This window comes from Streptomyces sp. NPDC057253 (assembly GCF_042669125.1).
In the GTDB taxonomy this organism is placed as follows: domain Bacteria; phylum Actinomycetota; class Actinomycetes; order Streptomycetales; family Streptomycetaceae; genus Streptomyces.
Window position 1 is genome coordinate 14,102 of the sequence record NZ_JBHUXV010000099.1, and the last position, 22,672, is coordinate 36,773.

At 69.8% G+C, this 22,672-nt stretch carries 16 protein-coding genes; 6 read left to right on the forward strand and 10 right to left on the reverse strand.

Annotated elements, in window-relative coordinates; translation table 11 throughout:
* Positions 1-143: 143 nt before the first annotated feature.
* Both ACFULQ_RS36775 and ACFULQ_RS36780 read right to left on the reverse strand, forming a co-directional pair.
* Positions 144-281 carry a hypothetical protein gene (locus tag ACFULQ_RS36775; protein WP_174269396.1) on the reverse strand — a complete coding sequence of 46 codons (138 nt, stop codon included), beginning with the start codon at positions 279-281 and terminating at the stop codon, positions 144-146.
* Entirely contained in the window at positions 247-1,581 is a 1,335-nt protein-coding gene (locus ACFULQ_RS36780) for an OFA family MFS transporter (RefSeq protein ID WP_383552528.1), read from the reverse strand. Before ACFULQ_RS36780 ends, ACFULQ_RS36775 begins: the two co-directional genes overlap by 35 nt.
* A 238-nt stretch (positions 1,582-1,819) precedes the next feature.
* On the opposite strand from ACFULQ_RS36780, the gene fdhD reads away from it, so the two are divergent.
* Positions 1,820-2,668 carry a formate dehydrogenase accessory sulfurtransferase FdhD gene (fdhD, locus tag ACFULQ_RS36785; protein WP_383552531.1) on the forward strand — a complete coding sequence of 283 codons (849 nt, stop codon included), beginning with the start codon at positions 1,820-1,822 and terminating at the stop codon, positions 2,666-2,668.
* A gap of 39 nt (positions 2,669-2,707) precedes the next feature.
* On the opposite strand, the gene ACFULQ_RS36790 is transcribed toward fdhD, so the two are convergent.
* Positions 2,708-3,235, reverse strand: a complete 528-nt coding sequence (locus ACFULQ_RS36790; protein ID WP_383552533.1) for an isochorismatase family protein — start codon at positions 3,233-3,235, stop codon at positions 2,708-2,710.
* A 234-nt stretch (positions 3,236-3,469) separates the two neighbouring features.
* Between ACFULQ_RS36790 and ACFULQ_RS36795 the strand changes: the two genes are divergently transcribed.
* Positions 3,470-4,714 carry a DUF4185 domain-containing protein gene (locus ACFULQ_RS36795; RefSeq protein ID WP_383552535.1) on the forward strand — a complete coding sequence of 415 codons (1,245 nt, stop codon included), beginning with the start codon at positions 3,470-3,472 and terminating at the stop codon, positions 4,712-4,714.
* Here ACFULQ_RS36795 and ACFULQ_RS36800 read toward each other — a convergent pair.
* A complete protein-coding gene (locus ACFULQ_RS36800) occupies positions 4,650-5,774 on the reverse strand; it encodes a bile acid:sodium symporter family protein (RefSeq protein ID WP_383552566.1) in 1,125 nt (374 codons plus the stop codon). The two genes, ACFULQ_RS36795 and ACFULQ_RS36800, sit on opposite strands and share 65 nt — an antisense overlap.
* A gap of 183 nt (positions 5,775-5,957) precedes the next feature.
* Here ACFULQ_RS36800 and ACFULQ_RS36805 point away from each other — a divergent pair, with 183 nt between their 5' ends.
* On the forward strand, positions 5,958-6,821 hold the full coding sequence (locus ACFULQ_RS36805; protein ID WP_383552537.1) for a LysR substrate-binding domain-containing protein: 864 nt from the start codon (positions 5,958-5,960) through the stop codon (positions 6,819-6,821).
* Positions 6,822-7,271: 450 nt separating this feature from the next.
* On the opposite strand, the gene ACFULQ_RS36810 is transcribed toward ACFULQ_RS36805, so the two are convergent.
* Positions 7,272-8,264, reverse strand: a complete 993-nt coding sequence (locus ACFULQ_RS36810; RefSeq protein WP_383552540.1) for an Lrp/AsnC family transcriptional regulator — start codon at positions 8,262-8,264, stop codon at positions 7,272-7,274.
* A gap of 111 nt (positions 8,265-8,375) precedes the next feature.
* On the opposite strand from ACFULQ_RS36810, the gene ACFULQ_RS36815 reads away from it, so the two are divergent.
* Positions 8,376-9,884: an MFS transporter gene (locus tag ACFULQ_RS36815; protein ID WP_383552543.1), complete on the forward strand. Its 1,509-nt coding sequence runs from the start codon at positions 8,376-8,378 to the stop codon at positions 9,882-9,884.
* 249 nt (positions 9,885-10,133) lie between these two features.
* Positions 10,134-11,960: an AMP-dependent synthetase/ligase gene (locus ACFULQ_RS36820; RefSeq protein WP_383552546.1), complete on the forward strand. Its 1,827-nt coding sequence runs from the start codon at positions 10,134-10,136 to the stop codon at positions 11,958-11,960.
* Between the two features lie 7 nt (positions 11,961-11,967).
* Here ACFULQ_RS36820 and ACFULQ_RS36825 read toward each other — a convergent pair whose 3' ends face one another.
* The 5 genes from ACFULQ_RS36825 to ACFULQ_RS36845 are packed head-to-tail and all read right to left on the reverse strand — an operon-like array spanning position 11,968 to position 21,491.
* The gene (locus tag ACFULQ_RS36825; protein WP_383552548.1) at positions 11,968-13,998 is read right to left on the reverse strand and encodes a PQQ-dependent sugar dehydrogenase; all 2,031 of its coding nucleotides are present in this window, start codon (positions 13,996-13,998) and stop codon (positions 11,968-11,970) included.
* Positions 13,999-14,009: 11 nt separating this feature from the next.
* Positions 14,010-16,259 (reverse strand): alpha-galactosidase, encoded by a 2,250-nt coding sequence (locus ACFULQ_RS36830; RefSeq protein ID WP_383552551.1) that lies wholly within the window; start codon positions 16,257-16,259, stop codon positions 14,010-14,012.
* Positions 16,256-19,504, reverse strand: coding sequence for a glycosyl hydrolase family 28 protein (locus ACFULQ_RS36835; RefSeq protein ID WP_383552554.1), 3,249 nt, complete (start codon positions 19,502-19,504; stop codon positions 16,256-16,258). The genes ACFULQ_RS36830 and ACFULQ_RS36835 overlap by 4 nt, the downstream gene beginning before the upstream one ends.
* Before the next feature lie 12 nt (positions 19,505-19,516).
* Positions 19,517-20,308, reverse strand: a complete 792-nt coding sequence (locus ACFULQ_RS36840; RefSeq protein WP_383552556.1) for a Tat pathway signal sequence domain protein — start codon at positions 20,306-20,308, stop codon at positions 19,517-19,519.
* A 4-nt stretch (positions 20,309-20,312) separates the two neighbouring features.
* Positions 20,313-21,491, reverse strand: coding sequence for a glycoside hydrolase family 105 protein (locus tag ACFULQ_RS36845; protein ID WP_383552559.1), 1,179 nt, complete (start codon positions 21,489-21,491; stop codon positions 20,313-20,315).
* A 299-nt stretch (positions 21,492-21,790) separates the two neighbouring features.
* Here ACFULQ_RS36845 and ACFULQ_RS36850 point away from each other — a divergent pair, with 299 nt between their 5' ends.
* On the forward strand, positions 21,791-22,627 hold the full coding sequence (locus ACFULQ_RS36850) for an aldo/keto reductase (RefSeq protein WP_383552562.1): 837 nt from the start codon (positions 21,791-21,793) through the stop codon (positions 22,625-22,627).
* The last annotated feature ends 45 nt before the right edge of the window (positions 22,628-22,672 follow it).

The following is a 22,672-nucleotide window of genomic DNA, read 5'->3' on the forward strand; positions in this document are numbered from 1 at the left end:
GTCCCCCTCGTTGCCTTGGGTAGCGGGATCCACCAGTCTGATCAGTGACTCACGGGTACGCGGGCACGTAAGGCCACAGGAATCGGGCGCCCGAGTTGTCGGCTTCCCTCACACCCTCGGACGCCCGAGCACCTGCCGAACAGTTACCCGGTGAACAGCTGGGTCGCCTTCTGGACGAGTTCGTAGAGCCCGTAGGCGAGCGGTGCGCCCACCCAGAGCCAGGCCAGGGCGATCAGCGGGCGCCGGTCAGGCGGACTCTGACTGCTGTCGGGCTGTGACATCGGCGGCCTCCCTCGGTGCGGGAATGTGGTGACGGGCACTGACGGGGCGGACCAGCTCGTTGGCGACGAAACCGACCACGAGCAGCCCGATCATGATCATGAAGGAGAGTCCGTACAGGTCGGACCCGCTCTTGCCCGCGTCCTCCTGCCGGTCGGCGATCCAGTTCACGATCAGCGGCCCGAGGACACCGGCCGTGGACCAGGCGGTGAGGAGCCGGCCGTGGATGGCGCCGACCTGGTAGGTGCCGAAGAGGTCCTTGAGGTAGGCGGGGATCGTCGCGAAGCCGCCGCCGTAGAACGACAGGATCACCAGCGCGCACAGGATGAACAGGGGCTTGGAGGAGTCGCCGAACAGGGCGATGAGCCCGTACATCACCGCGCCGACGCCCAGGTAGACGCGGTAGATGTTCTTGCGTCCGATCAGGTCGGAGGTCGAGGACCAGCCGATCCGGCCCGCCATGTTGGCCGCCGAGAGCAGCGCGACGAAGCCGGCCGCGGCCGACACCGAGACCGGCGTCGAGGTGTCCTGGAAGAAGTCGGTGATCATCGGGGCGGCCTTCTCCAGGATGCCGATGCCCGCGGTCACGTTCATGCAGAGCACGACCCACAGACACCAGAACTGGGGTGTGCGCACGGCGTTGCGCGCCGAGACCTGCGGCCCCTCGAAGGCGCTGGGCGCGCTCTCGACCGGCTTCTCGCTGCGCGGCACGCGCACCAGCAGGACGCCGAGGAGCATGAAGACGGCGTACGACAGCCCGTGCACGAGGAAGGCGAGGGCGATCCCGGAGCTGTCGGAGCCGAAGGACTCCAGCATCTGGGCCGACCAGGGCGAGGCGATGAGCGCGCCGCCGCCGAAGCCCATGATGGCGATGCCGGTGGCCATGCCGGGCCGGTCGGGGAACCACTTGATCAGGGTGGAGACCGGGGAGATGTAGCCGATGCCGAGGCCTATGCCGCCGACGAAGCCGTAGCCGAGGACGATCAGCCAGTACTGCTCGGTGGCCGCGCCCAGGGCGGACAGCAGGAAGCCGGACGAGAAGCAGATCAGCGCCACGGTCATCGCCCAGCGCGGCCCGTTGCGCTCCACGAGGGTGCCGCCGAACGCGGCGGACAGACCGAGCATCACGATGCCGAGCTGGAAGGGCAGTGCGCTCTGTGTGCCGCTGAGGCCGAGCGCGGACTCCAGCGGCGGCTTGAACACGGACCAGGCGTAGGCCTGACCGATGGAGAGGTGGACCGAGAGAGCGGCCGGGGGCACGAGCCAGCGGCTCCAGCCCGGGGGCGCGACAGGGGGACTCATGATCCCGGACGGTAGGAACTAACAAGCGAGTTGAGAAGGCGGCGCGTCGACCGTATGCGATGAGCGGTATCCAGCACGCGCCGAACGGTCGTACCGGTGGTTCAGACCTCTTGCCCGTTCTCCACGGATTTCATACTATAGACAGTATGGGCTGTGTTTCACACTCCCTGTGCAGGACACTGAGATCGTGAAGGCCGTTTGGGCCGCCAGCACGGACAGAACCGGGACTGAGACACATATGGGACGAGTCACGGAACGACGCAAGGTGATCCGCATCCGCGACGGGGCGGTCTCGTCCCGGCCGGACACCCTGGTCGCCGAGGAACCGCTGGAGATCCGGCTGAACGGCAAGCCGCTCGCGATCACCATGCGCACCCCCGGCGACGACTTCGCGCTCGCCGCCGGTTTCCTGGTGAGCGAGGGGGTCCTCGCCGAGCAGAGCGACCTCCAGAACATCGTCTACTGCGCGGGCGCCACGGTCGACGGCTCGAACACGTACAACGTCGTGGACGTGAAGACCGCGCCGGGCGTGGTGATCCCCGACATCACGCTGGAGCGGAACGTCTACACGACCTCCTCCTGCGGTCTGTGCGGCAAGGCGAGCCTCGACGCGGTCCGTACGACGGCCCGCTGGCCGATAGCGGACACCCCGCCGGTCCGCGTCGACCCGGACCTGCTGGCGAGCCTGCCCGACCGACTGCGCGCGGCCCAGCGGGTGTTCGACCGGACCGGGGGGCTGCACGCCGCGGCCCTGTTCACCGAGGACGGCGAACTGGTCGACGTGCGCGAGGACGTGGGCCGTCACAACGCGGTCGACAAGCTGGTCGGCCGCGCTCTGCAGAACGGTGACCTGCCGCTGTCCCGCACCACCCTCCTCGTCTCCGGCCGGGCGTCCTTCGAGCTCGCGCAGAAGGCCGTGATGGCCGGCATCCCGGTGCTCGCGGCGGTGTCGGCGCCGTCGTCGCTGGCGGTCGACCTGGCGGCGGAGACGGGCCTGACGCTGGTGGGCTTCCTGCGGGGCAGCTCGATGAACGTGTACGCGGGCGAACACCGGCTCGCCCTCAAGGCCACGGCCGCCACGAACTGACCACTCCGGACGGCGTGGCGGGGGTCACCGTCGCGCCGCTCAGTCCGTCGTGAAGCGCACCTGATCCGCCGTCACCACCGTGCCCAGGCGCGGGAAGTCGAGCCGCGTCGACGCCTCGTGCTCGGCCGCGGTGAAGGCAGCCATGGCGTCCTCGACGAAGACCAGGTCGTAGCCGAGGTCCCCCGCGGCGCGGGCCGTCGACTCGACCCCGAGGTTGGTGGCGATCCCGCCGAACACCAGCGTGGTCACGCCGTGTTCCCGCAGTCGCGCGTCCAGGTCGGTGCCCTGGAACGCGCCGATGGTCCGCTTCACGATCTCGATGTCGCCGTCCCGGGCGAGGCCGGCCACCAGCCCGCTCCCGGGCGGCTGGTCGGCGACACCGGGCCGTTGGACGCGGACCAGCACGACCAGAGCCCCGGCCACCCGGCACGCGGTCGCCAACTCCTGGGCAGCGGCGAGGACTTCGGTGCCCTTGCGGGGTTCCAGGGGCAGCGCGACGATGCGGTCCATCAGGTCGACGAGCACGAGGGCGGTGCGTGCGGGGTCGAGCGCGAGAGGTGCGGTCATGACGGAACGTTATCCGTGATCAGCGTTCCGTACCGGATATCCGGATCAACAGACCGATGAACCGGGCGAGTTCGGCGGTCGAGCGCGGAAGGCGTGCGGAACAGGAACGTACAGAACCGGGCGTGCGGGCGTGCGGAACCGGGCGCGCGGAACAGGGCGTCCCCGCATGCCGACGCGGTCCCCGGGCTTTGAGCCCATGGACCGGCGGACCGACAGCCGCTAACGTCGCCAACCATGCCCGAGGACGGACGCGCGCGTCGGCGGACCGGGACCGGTGCCGGCCTGCTGCTGGCGCTGGTGCTGGCGGCCGTCGTGGTGAGCGTGCTGCCCGGCCGCGAGAAGGGCGGGGAAGTCGGCTGCATTCCGCGCACCATCGGATCCTGGTCGGCCGACGACCGGCTCACCGCCGAGTTCGCCCGCTACGGCGACGACGCCGGCCGCAGCGACGACTGGACCGGCGGGGACGGGACGCACTCGGTGCGGTTGCCGGACGGCCGCCTGCTGTGGCTGTTCTCCGACACCTACCTCGGCACGGTGTACGGCCCGCCCAACCCGCTCGGCGAGCCGTACTCCTGGCGCGACACCACGGCCCCGCTGGTGCGCAACTCGGCGGTGCTGATGCGCGGCGGCCGCCTGGAGTCCACCCTCCCCGCCCCGCTGTTCCCCGACCCCGCCCCGAACCAGTGGCGCTGGCCGGTCGCGGCCCGCGTCGAACCCCGCTCCCCCGGCTCCGACGAACAGGTCGTCCGGGTGCTGCTGTGGGTGCGTACGACGGGCCAGTACCCCTGGATCTACGGCGTCCCGACCGCCACCGAGGTCGCCACGCTGTCCCTGCCCGACCTGCGCGTCGAGTCGATCACGAAGGTCCTCGACGAGCGGCGGGTCGAGGACCCGTCCCGGCGGGTGCTGTTCGGGACCACGCTGGTCGAGGAGGGCGAGTGGACGTACGTCTTCGGGGGCGACGACGGCCAGGCCGCGTCCCGCACCGCCTCCTCCGCGTATGTGGCCCGGGTACCGGTGGGCGGCCTCGGGGAGCCGGGTGCCTGGGAGTACTGGGACGGCTCGGCATGGACGACGGGCGCCCGGCCCCACCCGGTGCTCGGGGACGGGCGGCGCACCGGGGTCGGCAGCGCCTTCTCCGTCGTACGGCAGGACGGGACGTACGTGCTGTTCACCATGGCCGCGGGGACGAAGGGACTGGCGGCCGTGACCTCGTACTGGGCGTGCTCACCCACCGGCCCCTGGCACGGCCCTCGGGGGGACTTCACCCCGCCGCTGCCCGCGGGCCAGGTCGCCGCCTACAACCCGCAGGCGCATCCGGCCGTGTCCGGCAGCGACTCCGGCGACGTCGAGGGAGGCCTGGTGCTCAGTTACGACGTCAACTGGCTGGAGGCGGCGGGGGCTTCGGCGCAGCTCAACCGGAACGTGTCACTGTACCGACCGCGGTTCGTGACGTTGAAGCTGGTCCCGCGGGGGTGACGCCCGCAGTCCTGCCGGTCGCCGCCGCCTCGCCGGTCGTCGCCGCCTCGCCGGTCGCCGCCGTCTCGCCGGTCGTCGCCGCCTCGCCGGTCGCCGCCGTCTCGTCCGTCTCCGCCGGGATCGGGTCGTGGGAGCGGCGCTTGGCGATCACCGCGCAGACCATCAGCTGCATCTGGTGGAACAGCATCAGCGGCAGCACGGCGAGCGAGGCGTGCGCGCCGAACAGGACGCTGGCCATGGGCAGTCCGGAGGCGAGGGACTTCTTCGAGCCCGCGAACTGGATGGCGATGCGGTCCTCGCGGTCGAAGCGGAGCGCCTTGGCGCCGTACCAGGTCAGGGCGAGCATCAGGGCGAGCAGGACGGCCTCGACGACCAGCAGTCCGCCGAGCCTGAGCGGGCTCACCTGGTGCCAGATGCCCTGGACCATGCCCTCGCTGAACGCGGTGTAGACGACCAGCAGGATCGAGCCGCGGTCGACGAGGCCGAGGACCTTCTTGTGGCGGGCGACGAATCCGCCGATCCAGCGGCGGGTCAACTGCCCGGCGAGGAACGGCACGAGCAGTTGCAGCACGATCTCCAGGAGCGAGTCGGCCGAGAAACCGCCGCCGCTGCTGCCGAGCAGGGCGGCCGCCAGCAGCGGGGTGATGACGATGCCGACCAGGGAGGAGAAGGAGCCGGCGCAGATCGCGGCGGGCACGTTGCCGCGGGCCATCGAGGTGAAGGCGATCGAGGACTGGATGGTGGAGGGGACCAGGGTGAGGAAGAGCAGGCCCTGGTAGAGGGGGTTCGTCAGGAAGACCGGGACGAGGCCGCGGGCGGCCAGGCCCAGCAGCGGGAAGATCACGAAGGTACAGGCGAGGACCGTGCCGTGGAGCCGCCAGTGCCTGAGGCCGTCCAGGGCCTCACGGGTCGAGAGGCGGGCGCCGTACAGGAAGAAGAGGAAGGCGATCGCCGCCGTGGAGGCTCCTGAGGCCACGTCCGCCGAGGTCCCTCGTGCCGGTACGAGGGCCGCGAGGCCCACGGTGCCGAGCAGCAGCAGGATGTACGGGTCGACCGGCATCCAGGCCGGCCACTTCAGGCGCTTCACGGTGCTCCACTTGCTCGGGTTCGACGGCGGTACGAGGACATGACGGGTACCTCCCCTCAGGGCGGAGGGTCCCCCTCCATCGTCCTCCTTCACTCCTTGATCGGGAATCCCGCATACCACTCTGACTGTCATCACGTTTCGCGATAGCGTGGGGCTGTGTACGACCCCTCGCAGTTGCGCACGTTCCTGGCGGTGTCGCAGACGCTCAGCTTCACGCAGGCCGCCCGGCGGCTCGGACTGCGCCAGTCGACCGTGAGCCAGCACGTCCGGCGTCTGGAGGACGCGGCGGGGCGGCAGCTGTTCAGCCGGGACACCCACTCGGTGGAGCTGACCGAGGACGGCGAGGCGATGCTCGGGTTCGCGCGCCGGATCCTGGAGGTGCACGACCAGGCGACGGCGTTCTTCACGGGCACCCGGCTGCGGGGGCGGCTGCGGTTCGGGGCGTCGGAGGACTTCGTGCTGACGCGGCTGCCGGAGATCCTGGAGGGTTTCCGGTACGACCATCCCGAGGTGGATCTGGAGCTGACGGTCGAACTCTCGGGCACCCTGCACGAGCAGCTGGCCGCCGGGAAGCTGGACCTGGTGCTGGCGAAGCGGCGGCCCGAGGACCGGCGCGGTGAGCTGGTCTGGCACGACCGGCTGGTGTGGATCGGGGCGGAGCGGCTGCGCCTGGACGCGGAGCGCCCGGTGCCGTTGATCGTCTATCCGCCGCCGGGGATCACTCGCGCGCTCGCCCTGGAGGCGCTGGAGCGGCAGGGGCGCCAGTGGCGGATTGTCTGCACCAGCGGAAGCCTGAACGGGCTGATCGCGGCGGCCCGTGCGGGGCTGGGGGTGATGGCGCACTCCCGCGGGCTGGTGCCGCCCGGGTTGGCGCGGGTGCCGGACCGCTTCGGCCTGCCGGAGCTGGGCCGAGTGGACTTCGTCCTGATGCACGGCCCACGCCGCACCGCCGCCCAGGGCGCGGCGGACGCCCTGGCCTCATCCATCCTGGCGGCAGGCGACCGCCTCCACCGCCAATGACCCCGCCGACCACCCCACCCGGCCGACGGCCGCTCCACCCCCCGGACAGCGGTAAGCACACCGGCCACCGCGGCAGCCGACCGGCCCCCACCACCCAAGACCGCCCACACCAGCGGCAAGCCCGCCAGCCACCCCCGCAGCCGACCGCCCCCACGACCCACGACCGCCCACACCAGCGCTAAGCCCGCCGGCCACCCGCCTCCGTCCGCCCTCTCATCCGACCGGGCACCCGCCCCGACACCGCAGCCGGTCGCCGCACCTGCCGCCCCCGTACCGGTCGCCGCACCTGCCGCCCATACCGGTCACCGCATCTGCCGCCCGCCCGTTCACCGCCCGAAGCCTGTACCGGTCACCGCAGCCACCGCCCCGGCCCGCTGACTGCTCCCGCCGCCCCCACCGCCCCCGCCGCCCCGCCGACAACCACACCCGCACCTGCCCCGCGTCCCCCTCTCACCGCATCGGCGCCGGATACGTGAGCTGCTTGATCCACCGGAGGAACACCGTGGTGTCCACGTGCTGCACTCCCTCCAGCTGCCCGAGCGGGCCGCTGAGGTAGGCGTACAGGTCGGCCGTGCTCTCGGCCAGCACGGTGGCGAGGATGTTGCACGGGCCGGTCGCCGCCGCCGCGTGGGCGATCCGGGTGTGCCCGGCCAGCGCCTGACCCACGGAGTGCAGCGCGGCCGGTGCCGCGGTGATCCACAGCAGGGCGCCGACCGGGTGGCCGAGGATCCCCGGGTCGAACTCCGCGTCGACGAACACGGCGCCCGACGCGAGCAGGGCGGCGAGCCGGCGTTTGGCGGCGGACTCGGTGAGGCCGGTCGCCCGCTGCAACTCGGGGTAGGTGGCCCGGCCGTCCCGCTCCAGGGCGGCGAGGAGCGGTCCGTCCTCCGCCGTGATCCGGGCGCGGTCCGGGACCGGTGCGACACGGGGCCGCAGCGCCTCGGTCTCCGCGGCGGTGAGCCCGTCCAGCTTGGTGATCCAGCTCTGCGCACCGCCGTAGAAGCGGTGCAGCAGCTGGTGGGCGCGGATCTCCACCACGCTGGGGGTGCGCGGGAGCTTGCCGAGCAGCAGGTCGGCGTGATCACCGGCGCTGCGCGGACGGGTCATGCAGAGGACCTCGGTGCCGCCCGAGGCGAGCCCCACCCAGTTGGTGTCGGAGCGCTTGGCCAGCGCGTCCGCGATGGCCAGGGCGCTGTCCGGGGCGCAGCGCACCCGCAGCATCCACTGGTCCTCGCCGAGCCGGTCGGCGTCCCGCATCACCACGACCCGCAGCCCGCCCTCGGCGCACAGCCTGCGGTAGCGGCGGGCGACGGTCTGGTCGGAGACGCCGAGCACCGCGGCGATCCGGCTGAAGGAGGCCCGGCCGTCGACCGCCAGCGCGGACAGCAGGCGCAGGTCGAGTTCGTCGAAGCCCGGCTGCGGGGTGGGGGATTTCGTCTGCACGGGGCCCTCCGGTGTCGGATTCCGGCACCTGGGCGCGTTCAGGCGTGCCGATCGGCCGGTCTGCCCCATCGTACGAAGTCATTCGCATCCGTCGTACGAGGAGTTGAGGACATGCGTACCTGGGGGACATGGGGGCCGCTCACGGCCGTCTGTCTGAGCACGTTCATGCTGTTGCTGGACGTGACGATCGCGGTGGTCGCGCTGCCGGACATGGCGAGGTCGCTGGACGCGTCGCTGAGCGATCTGCAGTGGGTGATGGACGGGTACGCGCTGACGCTCGCCGCGCTGCTGCTCGGGGCGGGCGCCGCCGCCGACATCCTGGGGCGGCGTCGGGTGCACGTCGTGGGGGTCGTGGTGTTCGCGACGGCCTCGCTGATGTGCGGGCTGGCGAGCGGTCCGGAGGTCCTGGTCGCCTCGCGAGCGGTCCAGGGGCTCGGGGCGGCCGCGATGCTGGCGACCACGCTGCCGCTGCTGGGCTCGGTCTACCGGGACCGGCGGCGCTCGGTGGCGATCGGGGTGTGGGGCGCGGTCAGCGGCGCGGCGGCCGCGGTGGGCCCGTTGCTCGGCGGGGTGCTCACGGACGGGCCGGGCTGGCGGTGGATCTTCTACGTCAATCTGCCGGTGAGCGTGGCCGCGGTGTGGCTGACGCTGAGGGTCGTACCGGAGTCGCACGGCTCGCGCGAGCGGCGGATCGACTGGGCGGGCACGGTGTCCTTCGCGGCCTTCGCGGGCGGGCTGACGTACGGCGCGGTGCGGGCCGGGCAGCGCGGCTGGGGCGAGACGGGCACCCTCCTGGTGTTCGCGGCGGCCGTCCTCGCGCTGGTCGTCTTCGTGGTGGTGGAGTGGCGCGGTGCCGACCCGCTGCTCGATCCGCGGCTGTTCCTGAAGCCGGCGTTCTCCGGGGTGATGGTGGGTGCGCTCGCCTTCAACGCGGCCGCGTTCAGTCTGATGGCGTACGACTCGATCTGGATGCAGACACTGCTCGGGATGAGTCCGGTGCGCGGCGGGCTGGTCTTCCTGTGGCTGTCGGCGTCGTCGTTCGTGGTGGCGGCCGTCGGCGGGCGGCTGCTGCACGGGGTGCCGGCGCGGATCACGGTCGGGGGCGGTCTGCTGCTGACCGGCACGGGGCAGTTCTGCATGACGGGCCTCGACGCGGGGTCGACGGCGTCCGCGCTGGTGCCGGGGATGGTGCTGCTGGGTGTCGGTACGGGGCTGGTCGCGCCGGGGATCGCGGGCGCCGCGCTGGCCGCCGTACCGCAGGACCGGTCCGGGATGGCGGGCGGCGCCGTCAACGCCTTCCGGCAGCTCGGGTTCGCGCTCGGCATCGCCGTGTACGGCACGGTGCTGACCTCGCGGATGCGGGACACCCTCCCGTCCGACGCGGCGCACGCGCTGGCGGGCGGGGCGGCCGGTGCGCTGCGCGGCACCCTGTCCGACCACACGCTGCGGACGGCGTTCGCCGCGGGCCTGAACTCCGCGGCCCTGGTCGCGGGACTGACCGCGACGGTCGCCGGGGCGCTGGTGCTGATCCTGGTCCGGCCGGATCGCGCGACGCGGAGCGGAGTGACAGATTCCGGGCCCGTGGCGCTGAGGGAAGTGAGGACGGTGCGCCGGGGATAACCGTTTCGCCAAGGTCCGGAGCCGTAGTCGGGTCGTACAGATTCAGTGGAGATTACGGCGCCGAACCTTTCGCAAACCGTCAGTTCTGTGTCCGACCCTTCCCCATGTGAGCGCATTTTCCGGCACTGACCAGGCCAGACCTGAGCACCGCTCGGCTTCGGCCCCCCTCCCGCCGTATCTCCGGGTGGGGTAGCTTTCACGGCGCCGTGCGGAGCGTCACTGAGCGCCAGGGAGAGCGGGGAGCGGGGTTTGCGCGAGTTCACCAACCCTCCGTTGGCGTTGGCACCCCCCGTGGGCGGACTGGCCGACGTCGTCTTCGAGCATGCCCGGAACAACCCCGTGCACATCGCCCTCGGCCGCAAGGACGACAGCGGCCGGTGGCGGGACGTGACGTCCGCGGAGTTCCGGGACGAGGTCATGGCCCTGGCCAAGGGACTGCTCGCCCAGGGCATCCGCTTCGGCGACCGGGTCGCGATCATGTCCCGCACCCGCTACGAGTGGACGCTGTTCGACTACGCCCTGTGGACGATCGGCGCGCAGGTCGTCCCCGTCTACCCGACCTCCTCCGCCGAGCAGTGCTTCTGGGCGCTGTACGACGCCGAGTGCACGGCCGCGATCGTGGAGCACGAGGACCACGCGATGACGATCGCCACCGTCATCGACCGGCTGCCGCGGCTGCACCGGCTGTGGCAGCTGGACTCCGGCGCCGTGCAGGAGCTGTACGACGCGGGGACCGCCATCGAGGACGAGGTGGTGCACCGCCACCGGCAGGCGGTCACCCCGGACTCGGTCGCCACGATCATCTACACCTCGGGCACCACCGGCCGCCCCAAGGGCTGTGTGATCACCCACGGCAACTTCATGTACGAGGCGGACACCGTCATCGAGCGCTGGGAGCCGGTGTTCCACTCCAAGAAGGGCGACGAGGCGGCGACCCTGCTGTTCCTGCCGCTCGCGCACGTCTTCGGACGGATGGTCCAGGTGGCCGCGATCCGCGGCGGGGTGCGTTTCGGCCACCAGCCGCAGATGAACGCGGCCGCCCTGCTGCCGGACCTGGCCGCGTTCAAGCCGACGTTCTTCCTGGGCGTGCCGTACATCTTCGAGAAGGTCTTCAACGCCTCGCGCCGCAAGGCCGAGAAGGAGGGCAAGGCGGGGCCGTTCGAGAAGGCCGTCGACGTGGCGGTGAAGTACGCGGACGCCATGGAGGCCAAGGCCTGGGGGCTGGGACCCGGCCCGTCGGCGGGGCTGCGCATGCAGCACCAGCTCTTCGACAAGCTCGTCTACTCCAAGCTGCGGGCGGCCATGGGCGGCCGCATCAGACATGCCATGACCGGCGGCTCGGCCATGGACCGCAAGCTGGGGCTGTTCTTCGCCGGCGCGGGCGTGCACATCTACGAGGGCTACGGCCTGACCGAGTCGACGGCCGCCGCCACCGCCAACCCGCCCGAACGCACCCGCTACGGCACGGTCGGCCAGCCCATCCCGGGCATGACCGTGCACATCGCGGACGACGGCGAGATCTGGCTGTACGGCAACAACATCTTCCAGGGCTACCTCAACAACGAGAAGGCCACCGACGAGGCCCTGCACGACGGCTGGCTCGCCACCGGTGACCTGGGCTTCCTGGACGAGGACGGCTATCTCACCATCACCGGCCGCAAGAAGGAGATCCTCGTCACCTCCGGCGGCAAGAGCGTCTCCCCCGGGGTGCTGGAGGAGCGGGTGCGCGACCATCCGCTGGTCTCGCAGTGCATCGTGGTGGGCAACGACCGGCCCTATGTCGCCGCCCTGGTCACCCTCGACCAGGAGGCGGTCGAGCACTGGCTCGGGATGCGCGACAAGCCGCGGATGTCCGCGGCCCAGCTGGTGCGGGACACCGACCTGGAGACCGAGGTGCGACGCGCGGTGGTCGCCGCCAACACCCTGGTCTCGCAGGCCGAGTCGATCCGCACCTTCCGTATCCTCGCGCAGCCCTTCACCGAGGAGCACGGGCTGCTGACGCCGTCGCTGAAGCTGAAGCGCAAGGCGATCGAGACGGCGTACGCGAGCGAGGTCGACGCCCTGTACCGGGCCTGACGGTTCGTCAACCGATGGTCAAGCGCAGGATCTTGTCCGATCCGTCGGCCGCACCTCCGTTGTTGTCGCAGTTGGTGGTCGACAGCCACAGCTGGTCGGCGCCCGGCACCTTGGTGACCGTGCGCAGCCGGCCGTAGGTGCCCACGTAGTACGCGGTGGGCGTGCCGACGCTCTCGTTGTCCCCGTTGATCGGGATCCGCCACAGCCGCTCTCCGCGCAGGGACGCCATGTAGACGACGTTGCGGACGATGGCGATGCCGCTCGGGGACGCCTCCGAGACGTTCCAGGTGGCCTTGGGGTTGGTCATCCCGGAGACACTGCAGTTGCCCTCGCAGGTCGGCCAGCCGTAGTTGGCGCCCGGCTTGATCAGGTTCAGCTCGTCCTTGGAGCTGTTGCCGAACTCCGCTTCCCACAACCGGCCGTTGCGGTCGAAGGCGAGGCCCTGCGGGTTGCGGTGGCCGAGGCTGTAGACGTAGTTGCCGAAGGGGTTGCCGGGGGCCGGCCTGCCGTCGGTCGTCATGCGCAGGATCTTGCCGTTGAGGGAGTTCTTGTCCTGCGCCAGGTCGGGCGTCTGGGCCTCGCCGGTGGAGACGTAGAGGTAGCCGTCGGGGCCGAACAGGAGCCGTCCGCCGTTGTGGTAGCGGTTCTTCTTGATGCCCTGGAGCAGGATCCTGTAGTCGCCGAGCGAGGAGCCGTCGTACGTCATGCGCACGACCCGGTTGCCCTCGGAGGCGGTGTGCATGAAGTAGACGTAGTGGTTGCTGTCCCACTGGGGGTCGACGGCGACGCCCAGCAGTCCGCCCTCGCCGTTGGTGGTGACGGCGTTGGGCACGGTGCCGACCTGCGTCCTCGTGCCGTCCTTGGTGACCTTCCAGACCCGGAAGTCGTCCCGTTCGGTGACCAGGGCGGTCTTGCCGTCGGGCAGCCAGAAGACGCCCCAGGGGATCGTCCAGCCCGAGGAGAGGGTGGAGATCGAGGACGGGACTCCGCCGTCGGTGGCGCACGCCTTGGTGGTGAAGGTGACCGTGTTGCTCGGCGGGGAGACATTGCCCGCCGCGTCCCGGGCGACCACGTTCAGGCTGTACGGGGTGTTGCAGGCGAGCCCGGTGAGCGTGGTGGACGTGCCGCTGGTCACCGTGTCGTAGACGGTGGTGTCGCTGCGCACGTCGTAGGCGACGACCGCCTGGTCGTCGGTCGAGGCGCCCCACTTGAGGTCGGCGCTGTTGGCGGTGACGTTGCTCGCGGACAGCGTGCCCGGCTTGCTCGGCGGAGTGGTGTCGGAGCTGGGCTTGGTGGTGCAGTCGACGACGGGGCTGGCGGGCGAGGTGTTGCCCGCCGCGTCGCGGGCGATCACCGTGAGGTTGTAGTCGGTGTTGGGGGTGAGCCCCGTCAGCGTCTTCGAGGTCGAACTCCCCGGCGCCTCACTGATCTTGTTGCCGTGCTCGTAGATGTCGTAGGCGCTCACCCCCACGTTGTCCGTGGACGCGCCCCAGGCCAGCGTGAGGGAGTTCTCGCCGATGTCCGAACAACTGGGCTGTCCGGGACGGGTCGGCGCCTGGGTGTCGGCGGCCGTGCCGAGGCTGATCCGGTCGAGGTTGGGGCCGCCGGCGGCGGTGGTGGCGGTGGCCCGGATCCTGTCGGTGCCCGCGGTCAGCGGGACATTGACGGTCCTGGTGACCCAGGTGTTCCAGTCGGCGGTGGCCGGGAAGGAGACGCCGGAGGCGACGACCGTGCCGTTGACTGAGATGTCCATCGGACGGTCCGTGGAGGTCCCGTTGGCATAGCGCAGGGTGAGGGCGGAGGTGCCGGCGGAGGCCGCGCTCACCGTGAACTCCACGTAGGAACCTGTGACGTTGGTGTAGTCGACGAATCCGGTGCCGGTGTACCCGGTGTGGTTGGTGGCCACGGTCCCCTGCGAGATCCGGGCGTCCTCGGCCTGGTAGTCGGTGGCGGCCCGCGCGGCGCCCTGGCCGAGACCGGCGAGCGGCAGCGCCAGGGCCGCCGCGACGCCGTACGGCAGAACTCTTCTGATGTTCACGGATGTTCCCCTCAGCCCGTGTACTGGGTGAAGACCTTGAGGTAGTCGTACGGCTGCTGCGTCACACCGCTGCACGCGTCGCCGTCGGTGCCCGAGCCGCAGGCCCGGTCGCGGTTGACGGACCAGTAGGTGAGCCGTCCGATGTGGTGCTGCTGGGCGTAGGCGAGCATGGTCTTGAAGTCGGCCACCCGCACGCGCTCACCGGAGTCGTCGGTCCTGCCGTTCATCGACGACAGCCCGATGTGAGCGTAGGCGGTGGCGTCGCTGTAGCCGTACGCCGACTTGACCCGGGCCTTGAGTCCTTCCATGGCCTGTGTGGTCAGGGTGCCCATGTTCGTGGTGCCGCCGCCGAAGTCGAACGGCATGATGCACCAGACGTCGTTCGCCAGACCGGAGTTGGCGGCCCGCTTGATCATGTCGACGCCGGTGGAGTCGGGGCCGCTGGTCGTGGTGCCGAAGGTGATGACGGTCTTAAGGCCCGGGTTGTTCGCCTTGACCGTCTTGAGTGCGTCGACCACCCGCTGCCGCACGGTCGCGTTGGACCACTCGGTGTTCTCGATGTCGATGTCGAGGGCCTTGAGTTGGTAGGCGTTGATCACCTTCTGGTAGGCGCCGGCCAGGGCGGAGGCGCTGGAGCACTTCTCGCCGAGCTTGTTCCCGCTCCAGCCGCCGACGGAGACCATGACGTCACCGCCGGCGGATCTGATCGCGTCGATCCTCGACTGGTCGGTGCCGCCGGTCAGCGGGCGCGAACCGTCCCACTTCGGGTTGCAGCCCCCGTCGGAGAGGATGAACGCGAGGGTGAACCACTTGACGCCGGTCGCCGACATCACCGAGGTGGGGTTCTGCGGGTTGCCCCAGCCGAGGTACTCGTAGGGGGCGACGGCCATGCCCGGTGAAGCGGCTGCGCTCTTCAGGGAGTTGACGGGCTTCACGCGGATCAGCCGGGTCTCGCCGGGACGCAGGGTCGCGCTGTACGAGTCGGCGATCACGCCCTTGTGGGATCCGGACCACAGGTCCGTCACGTCCCCGGAGCCGCTGAAGCCGACCTGCGACCAGTTCACGCTCACGGTCGCGTTGCCCGAGGTGCCGGTGTTGAACAGGGCGACGACGTACTGGCCGTCGCTCTCCCTCTTGCTCCAGACCTGCTTGGCCCCGCTGTTCACGATCCGCTTGGCCGCGACCCCGTCCTGGTTGACGCCGATCAACCGGTCGTTGGTCAGCATCGCCTTGTCGACGGAGTCGAGGTGGGTGAGGTCGGTGCCGAGCAGCAGCGGCGAGGCCGCCATCGCCCACAGGGTGAAGTGGGAGCGCCGCTGGTCGGCGGTCAGGCCCACCTGGTCGCCGTTGCCGATCTCCAGCGAGTCCAGGTCGTTCCAGCCGCCGGGGCCCGCGTACGGCTGCCAGGAGGCCGCCGAGTCGAAGCGTTTGCTGACGTGGGACCAGTCGGTGAGCGGATAGCCGCTGCCGTTGCTCCCCGGCCCGCAGTAGCACTCGACGTCACCCTGGGTGCGCCAGCTGTTGGCCAGTTTCCGCCAGGTGGTGGCGTCGGCGATGGGGAGGTTGTTGGAGAGCGCGAAGTTGATGGGCCGTCCGGTGGCGCGCAACGCCTTGTCCCAGGCCTGGACGTCGGGGATGTCCTGGCTGCCCACCCCGTCGATCTTCAGGTAGTCGACACCCCAGGACGCGAACTGCCTGGCCCAGGAGTCGACGAACTCCTGGGCTCCCGGCTTGGAGTAGTCGATGTAGTATATGTTCTTGCAGTTGTAGTTCTTCTCCGACTTCGAGGTGTCCGCGATGTCCTTCGCGTGGTACGAGGTCCCTTCGATCGGCGTGTTCTTGGTGACGGCGTTCTTCGCGATGCCCGGGGTGACGTAGAAGCCGAACTTCAAGCCCTTGGAGTGGACATAGTCGGCCACGGCCTTGATCCCGCCGGGGAACTTGGCCGTGTCGGCGGTCCAGCGGCCGTAGCCGTCGACGACGAAGCCGTTGCTGTCGCACTTCTGCCAGAAGTCGTCGAGGTTGACGTACACGAAGCCGTGGTCCTTGAGGCCACTGGCGACCAGCGCGTCCGCCTGCGCCTTGATCTTCGCCTCGGTCGGTGTGCGCCGCACGTAGCTCCAGCTGGACCAGCCCATGGCGGGCCGGACAGACTGGCCGTTGTCGGAGGCGACGGCCGGTTGAGCGGTGCCCAGGAGCGGCACGGCGGCGGTGAGGAGCAGGCCCGCCACCGCGGCCGTGAGCGATCTGATCCGGATCATGACTGTCCCCCGTTCGCGGGTGTGGCGTACGACGTGCCGATCCACGCCTCGTCGATGCGCAGTCGTTTGTAGCGGGTGGTGTCGGTGGCGGCGGCCCAGGTGGAGGTGACCTCCAGGCGGACGTAGCGGGCGTTGGCCGCGGTGAGGTCGATGCCCTGGACGCCGCGGCGGCTCGGCAGCTGGCCGGTCTTCACGGGGTTGCCCCAGGTGGAGCCGTCGGCGCTCAGGTACACCTTGTAGTCCTTGATCCGCGCCGACTGCTCGGTGTCCGAACGGGCGTAGGCGACGGAGTCCTCGCGCTGGTTGAGGCCGAGGTACTGGACCTTCTTCGAGCTGCCGAGGTCGAAGGTGAGGTTGACGGGCAGGGTCTTGTTGTTGTCCCAGTAGGTGCGGTAGTCGCCGTCACCGGCGGCCGAGCCGGCGTGACCGCTCGCCGAGGCGCTCGCGCTCACCTTGACGCCGGTGAGGATGCCCTGGCGGCCGGCGGTGGTGACCTTGAACACCGTGTCGTACGGGTCCCAGTTCCCGAGGCCGGTGAGGGTGAGTACGCCGCCCGACTGGGACCACGAAACCGCCGCGCCCGTACGGAGGTTGGTGACCGAAGCGACGCGGTAGCCGTTGTCGCGGATGCGCAGGGTGCTGGTGCTGGGCGGGGTCAGGACGTGGACGTACTGGCGGTCGGGGTCGGTCTTGCTGATCGTGGTCACGCCGTGGGCACCGTCGTTCCAGAAGCCCGGCTTGAGCCCGCCGTACAGGTAGCCGCCGCCCTCCGTGCCGTGCAGCGACTCCCAGATGGGGTCGAGGTAGGAGTTCGCGAAGTTGTTGAAGTCGGCCTGGTTGGCCGGGAACTTGCCGTTGACCTGGGCGGTCTCGGCCATCAGTGCCTTCACGGAGGAGCCGGCGTTGGTGACGAGGCGGCCGAGGGTGAGCATCTTGTCGACCGACGGGTCGGTGCCGCCGTACCACCAGGAGCCGGTCGAGGGCAGCTTGAAGTCGGCCTCGGTGAGTCGGGGTTGGGCCGTGTAGACCGCCTGCGGGTGGTCGTAGGCCGGCGTCATCCCCGTCTTCTGCTCATTGCTGATCATGTCCATGATCGGCGTGTCCTCGTTGTTGTTGCTGAGCGTGTAGTTCGGGCGCTTCTCGTAGATCTGCCGGTAGAGGTCGTGGCTCTCCCAGTAGGCGTTGTCGTTGTCGATCCAGAAGCCGCCGAGGTCGGGATAGCGGTCCATGACCTCGAAGAAGTTGTCGTAACTGAACTGCCCGAAGCCGTCGTTGGTGGTCAGGTCGACGTTCTTGCCCTTGTAGGCGGAGTAGGCGGCCGAGTCGAGCCACTCGTGGCCGCCCTCGTCGTGCCACTGGGGGTCGTTGGTCATGTAGAGGATGACCTTCAGCCCTTTGGCCTTGGCGGCGGTGACCAGCTCACCCAGGAAGTCGCGCCGGGTGGAGCAGGAGCCGGGGATCTTCGACGGCCAGGCGCGGGCGTAGCCGAGGCGGCTGTGGAAGGAGGCGAGGACCAGGTACTGGGTGTGCAGCTTCTGGGCCTCCTTCACCCAGTAGTCGGCGTTCCAGCCGCCGCTGGTGACGTCGTTCTCCCAGGCGGTGCAGCTGGTGTGGGCGGGCGCGGTGCGCAGGCCCCAGTGCAGGAAGAGGCCGCCGACGGAGTTGCGCAGGAAGTCCTGGCGGGGGTTGTCGAGGTCGAGCGGCTTCACCGCCGTACTGCCGCAGTCCTGGGCTCCCGAGACCCGCAGGGCGCCGCCGGAGGTGTTGTGGCTGTCCGTCAGGCAGCCGCCCGTGGCGTTCTGGAAGCCCACGTCGAACGGGGAGCCGCCGCCCTTCCGCGCGGTGAACCGGGTGAGCCGGATGCCGTCGGCCGCGTCGGCGAGGAACGCCGGGCGGCCGTCGTCCGCGGCGAACCTCACCGAGCTGTCGGTGAAGCGGATGTCGTCGGCGTTGTGGAGGTACCAGCCGTAGGCCGGCCGGGTGCCGATGGCCTTGGGGTTGTAGTCCTTCGGGTCGTTGGCCGGCACTCCGGTGGACATGGTGCCGTTGCCGCCCGGGACCGTGATGTCGACGTCGTTGAAGGTCACGCCCTTGATGCGGTGGCCGGTCTCGCCCCACAGGGTCGGGCTGAAGGACGGGCTGCTGCCGGTGGCCGTGATGTCGTCGTACGTGATGTCGCTGATCGATCCGACACCGGGGCTGTTGCCGCACCGTTTCCGGGTTCCGATCTTCTGCATGATCGGCGAGTGGACGTTCGTCATCGTGATGTCGCGGTAGTGGACGTCGGAGATCTTCGCGCCGTCCATCGACACCATGCCGAGGCCGGACTTGTCGGCGCCGTCGATCCGGATGTTCTCGAATTGGTAGTCCGAGAAGTCGCCGCAGGTCTCCGAGCCGAACATGAGCGCGTTGCAGCAACGGGCGGACAGGAAGCTGTCGTTCACACGCACGTGGCCGTTGGGGAGCTTGGCGCCGAGGGCGTAGTCACTCTTGAAGACCAGGGCGTCGTCGTTGGCCCTGATGTTCGCGTTCGTCACCGTGACGTTCGTCGTGGAGATGATGTTCCAGCCGTCGCGGTCGCTCGCGGTGTCGATGGTCAGGCGGTCCGAGGTCACGTTCGTGCAGCCGTTGACGAGCGCCGCGAAGTGGCCGCCGCGGCGGAGCGTGAGGCCGTCGCCGAGGGTGAGTCCGTCGCACCGGGTCAGGGAGATGATCTTGTCGGCCTCGCCGGACTTCGGGTTGCCGGTGATCAGGTTGCCCATGCCGTCGATGACGCCCTGGCCGACGAAGCCGATGTCGGTCAGCCGGTCGCCGTGGATCATCGCGTTGTGGAAGTGGCTGTGCCCGTAGTCCTGGTAGGCGTCGTACGGATTGGACTCGGGCTTGTCGTAGGTGTCGGCACTGGAGCCCTGGAGGGTGGCGCCCTTGTCGAGCCGGAGCGTCACGTGGCTCTTCATGTGGATGGTGTTCTTCGACTTGTAGTCGCCGGGCGGGAAGCGGACGACTCCGCCGCCCGCGGCCGAACTCGCGGCGGCGATGGCCTTGTTGACGGCGGGGGTGTCGTTGGCGGAGCCGTCTCCCTTGGCGCCGTAGTCGCGTACGTCGAAGACGGCGGCGGCTCGGGAGGGATCCTGCGGGGCGGCCGGGGCGGCCGGGGCGGCCGGGTGGCTGAGTCCGAGGACGACGGCGACCACGAAGAAGACGATCGCGGCCGCTCGGGAGCGTGGGGCTGTGGGGGGTTTCAAGGTGACGGCTCCTCAGACCAGTTGATAGCCGCGGAGGTTGCTGAGCAGCAGGTAGGTGTTCTGGAGGGAGCCGGAGGTGTCGCCGAGGGAGCGGTAGATGCCCCACTTCGGGCGGACGCGGTCGGCCAGGAAGGTGTCGACGCCGGACTTGGACGCGTCGACGACGGTCGAGCCGCCGGACTTCAGGATCCAGCGGACCGAACCCGCCGAGCCGTCGCCGACCTTGATCTGGAAGTCGACGTCGGTCCATTTGTCGTGCAGCGGGTCCAGGTCGGTGCGGCCGACGAGGATGTCGTCGATGGCGAGCTTCAGCTCGATGGTCTGTTTGCCGTTCACCCGGCGCAGGGACTGCACGACGATCGGCGAGGTGCCGCTGCCGGGCTGCTTCATCTGCATGATGTGGGTGAAGGTGGTGGTCGCCTTCAGGGAGCTCGGGATGTACATCGAGTAGGTGACCCGCCAGGTCTGACCCTTCGTCCACTTCAGGTAGTTGCTCCCGCTGCCGTTGCGCAGCCCGGTGACCTCCTGGCGCTGGCGGTCGGTGGAGGTGTCGCGGTCGACGGTGTGCATGTCGAAGCGCCAGTTGTTGCCGGTGGCGTAGATGTGCGGCTGTCCGGCGGAATGCGAGTCGGCGCGGTCGTCCTCGATGGTCTCGAAGGCGCCGAGGCCGTCGGCGCTCGCGGAGGGGGCCCACTTCTGCTGCCAGGAGGCGGCGTGGGCGGTGGTCGCCTGCGGCAGACCGACCGCGGCCGCCGTGGCACCGCCGAGCGCGGCGCCCAGCACCGCCCTTCGTGATGTGCTCATGACACTAATCACCTCGCAGTTGTTCGTTCATGATCAGGAAGGCGCCCAGGCCGTGGAAGTCGTTGGTGGCCCGGTCGCGAGCGATGTAGTACGCGTAGTCGCCGACGTTGGTGCCGATGGAGATGTCGGCGAGGTTCGTGCGCCCGTCGGAGCCGAGCGAGAGTTTGGCGAGCACGCCCTGGTAGCCGCGGTGTGCGACGGCCTTGAAATGCTGGTCCAGGTATCCCTGCTGAGCGCCGCGGGAGAGGGCGTAGGTGAACATGCTGGAGCAGGACGTCTCGGTCCAGTTGTCGCCTCGGGCGCCCTTGTCGATCACCTGGAACCAGCGGCCGGTCGCCGGGTCCTGGTACTTCTCCAGGCCGGCCGCCAACTTGCGGAGGACGGAGAGCAGCTGGGCCCGGCGCGGGTGGCGCTGCGGAATGCCGTCCAGCACGTTGACGATCGCCATGGAGTACCAGCCGACCGCTCGGCACCAGTGCTCGGGGGCGAGCCCGGTGCTCGGGTCGGCCCAGCCGGCGGTCTTCGACTCGTCGTAGGCGTGCTTGAGCAGTCCGTTCGCGACCTGGAGGTGGCTTCCGTAGACGGCGAGCTGCTTCGCGGCCTCGTCGTCGGTGGACGAGCTGTCGCCGAACTCCTCTCCGTACTCGACGAGGAACGGGTTCACCATGTAGACGCCGTCGGCCCAGAGCTGGTGGGCGCGGCTCGTGGTGTCGGCGTGCCAGAAGCCGCCGTCGCCCGTGCGGGGGTAGGAGGCCAGGCGGTCGACGATCTTCTTCGCCGCCTTGCGGTAGCGGTCCTGGCCGGTCTCGTGGTGGAGGATCACCAGCAGCCGGCCCGCCTGCATGCTGTCCAGGCTGTTGAAGGACTGGCCGAGGGAGCCGTCCTCGCCGACGAATCGGTCGACATAGCTCTTGATGTACGCGAGATAGCGCGCGTCGTGCGTGCGCCGGTAGGTGAGGTACTGGCCGTAGAGGTACAGGCCGACCGGGTAGGACCAGCCTCCGATGGTGCTCGGCGTGTAGCGGGCCATGGTGGAGTCGACCATGGCGACGGACCAGTCCCGGTCCGCGGACGGGCCTGCCGGGGAGCCGGTGGGCGCGGGTGCGGCGGCCGGCAGGGTGACCAGGGTGGCGGCCGCGAGCGTAAGAGTCGTCACAGCGGCGCGAAGACGACGGCGTCTCATGTTCCTCCCTCTCCGTGAGCCAGGAGACACGGGAAACATCGGATGAAAGCCAACGCGGATTCATATCCATGAACTGTGTTCAGGATTCCGCTCGGTTGGCGCGATCCAGAGTCGCGGCAGGACCGTCAGTGGTCAATGGTCTGTACCGAAGAGGTCGGATGCATTTCCGGCCAATTTCAGCCATCACCTGCTGACCGGCGGGTCAGTTCGGATGGATTCCTCCGTCAGGAATGCATCACGGCTCGTGATCGTTGACGATGGGAGTACCACCTGACGACAACCGTAAGGATCAAGAGCTCGTGAGCAGCAAGGTCCCCCCGATCATCCTCAACAACGGCGTCGAGATGCCCCAGTTGGGCTTCGGCGTCTGGCAGGTGCCGGACGACGAGGCGGAGCGCGCGGTCAGCACGGCGTTGGAGGCCGGGTACCGCAGCATCGACACAGCGGCGATCTACGGCAATGAAGAGGGCACCGGCAAGGCCATCGCGGCGTCCGGGGTGCCCCGCGAGGACATCTTCGTCACCACCAAGCTCTGGAACAGCGACCAGGGCTACGACGCGACTCTGCGCGCCTTCGACACCTCGCTGGACAAGCTCGGCCTGGACTATCTGGATCTGTACCTGATCCACTGGCCGACGCCCGCCCGTGACCTGTACGTCGACAGCTATAAGGCGTTCGAGAAGCTGTACGCCGACGGCCGGATCAAGGCGATCGGCGTCTCCAACTTCGAGCCCGAGCACCTTGAGCGGCTGATCGCCGAGACGTCCGTCGTCCCGGCCGTCGACCAGATCGAGCTGCACCCGCACCTCCAGCAGCGCGCGGCCCGCGAGTACCACGCGGAGCAGGGCATCGCGACCGAGGCGTGGTCGCCGCTCGGCTCCGGCAAGGGCCTGCTGGAGGTTCCGGCCATCGTGGCCATCGCGCAGAAGCACGGCCGCACCCCGGCCCAGATCGTGCTGCGCTGGCACCTCCAGCTCGGCAATGTAGTGATCCCGAAGTCCGTGACGCCCTCGCGGATCAAGGAGAACATCGAGGTCTTCGACTTCAGCCTGGACACCGAGGACCTGGCGGCGATCAGCGCGCTCAACGAGGACCGGCGCCTCGGCCCGGACCCGTCGACGTTCAACGCCGCCTGACAGTACATACGTTCGGCCGGCGGTGCGTCCCGCGTGACTGGGGAC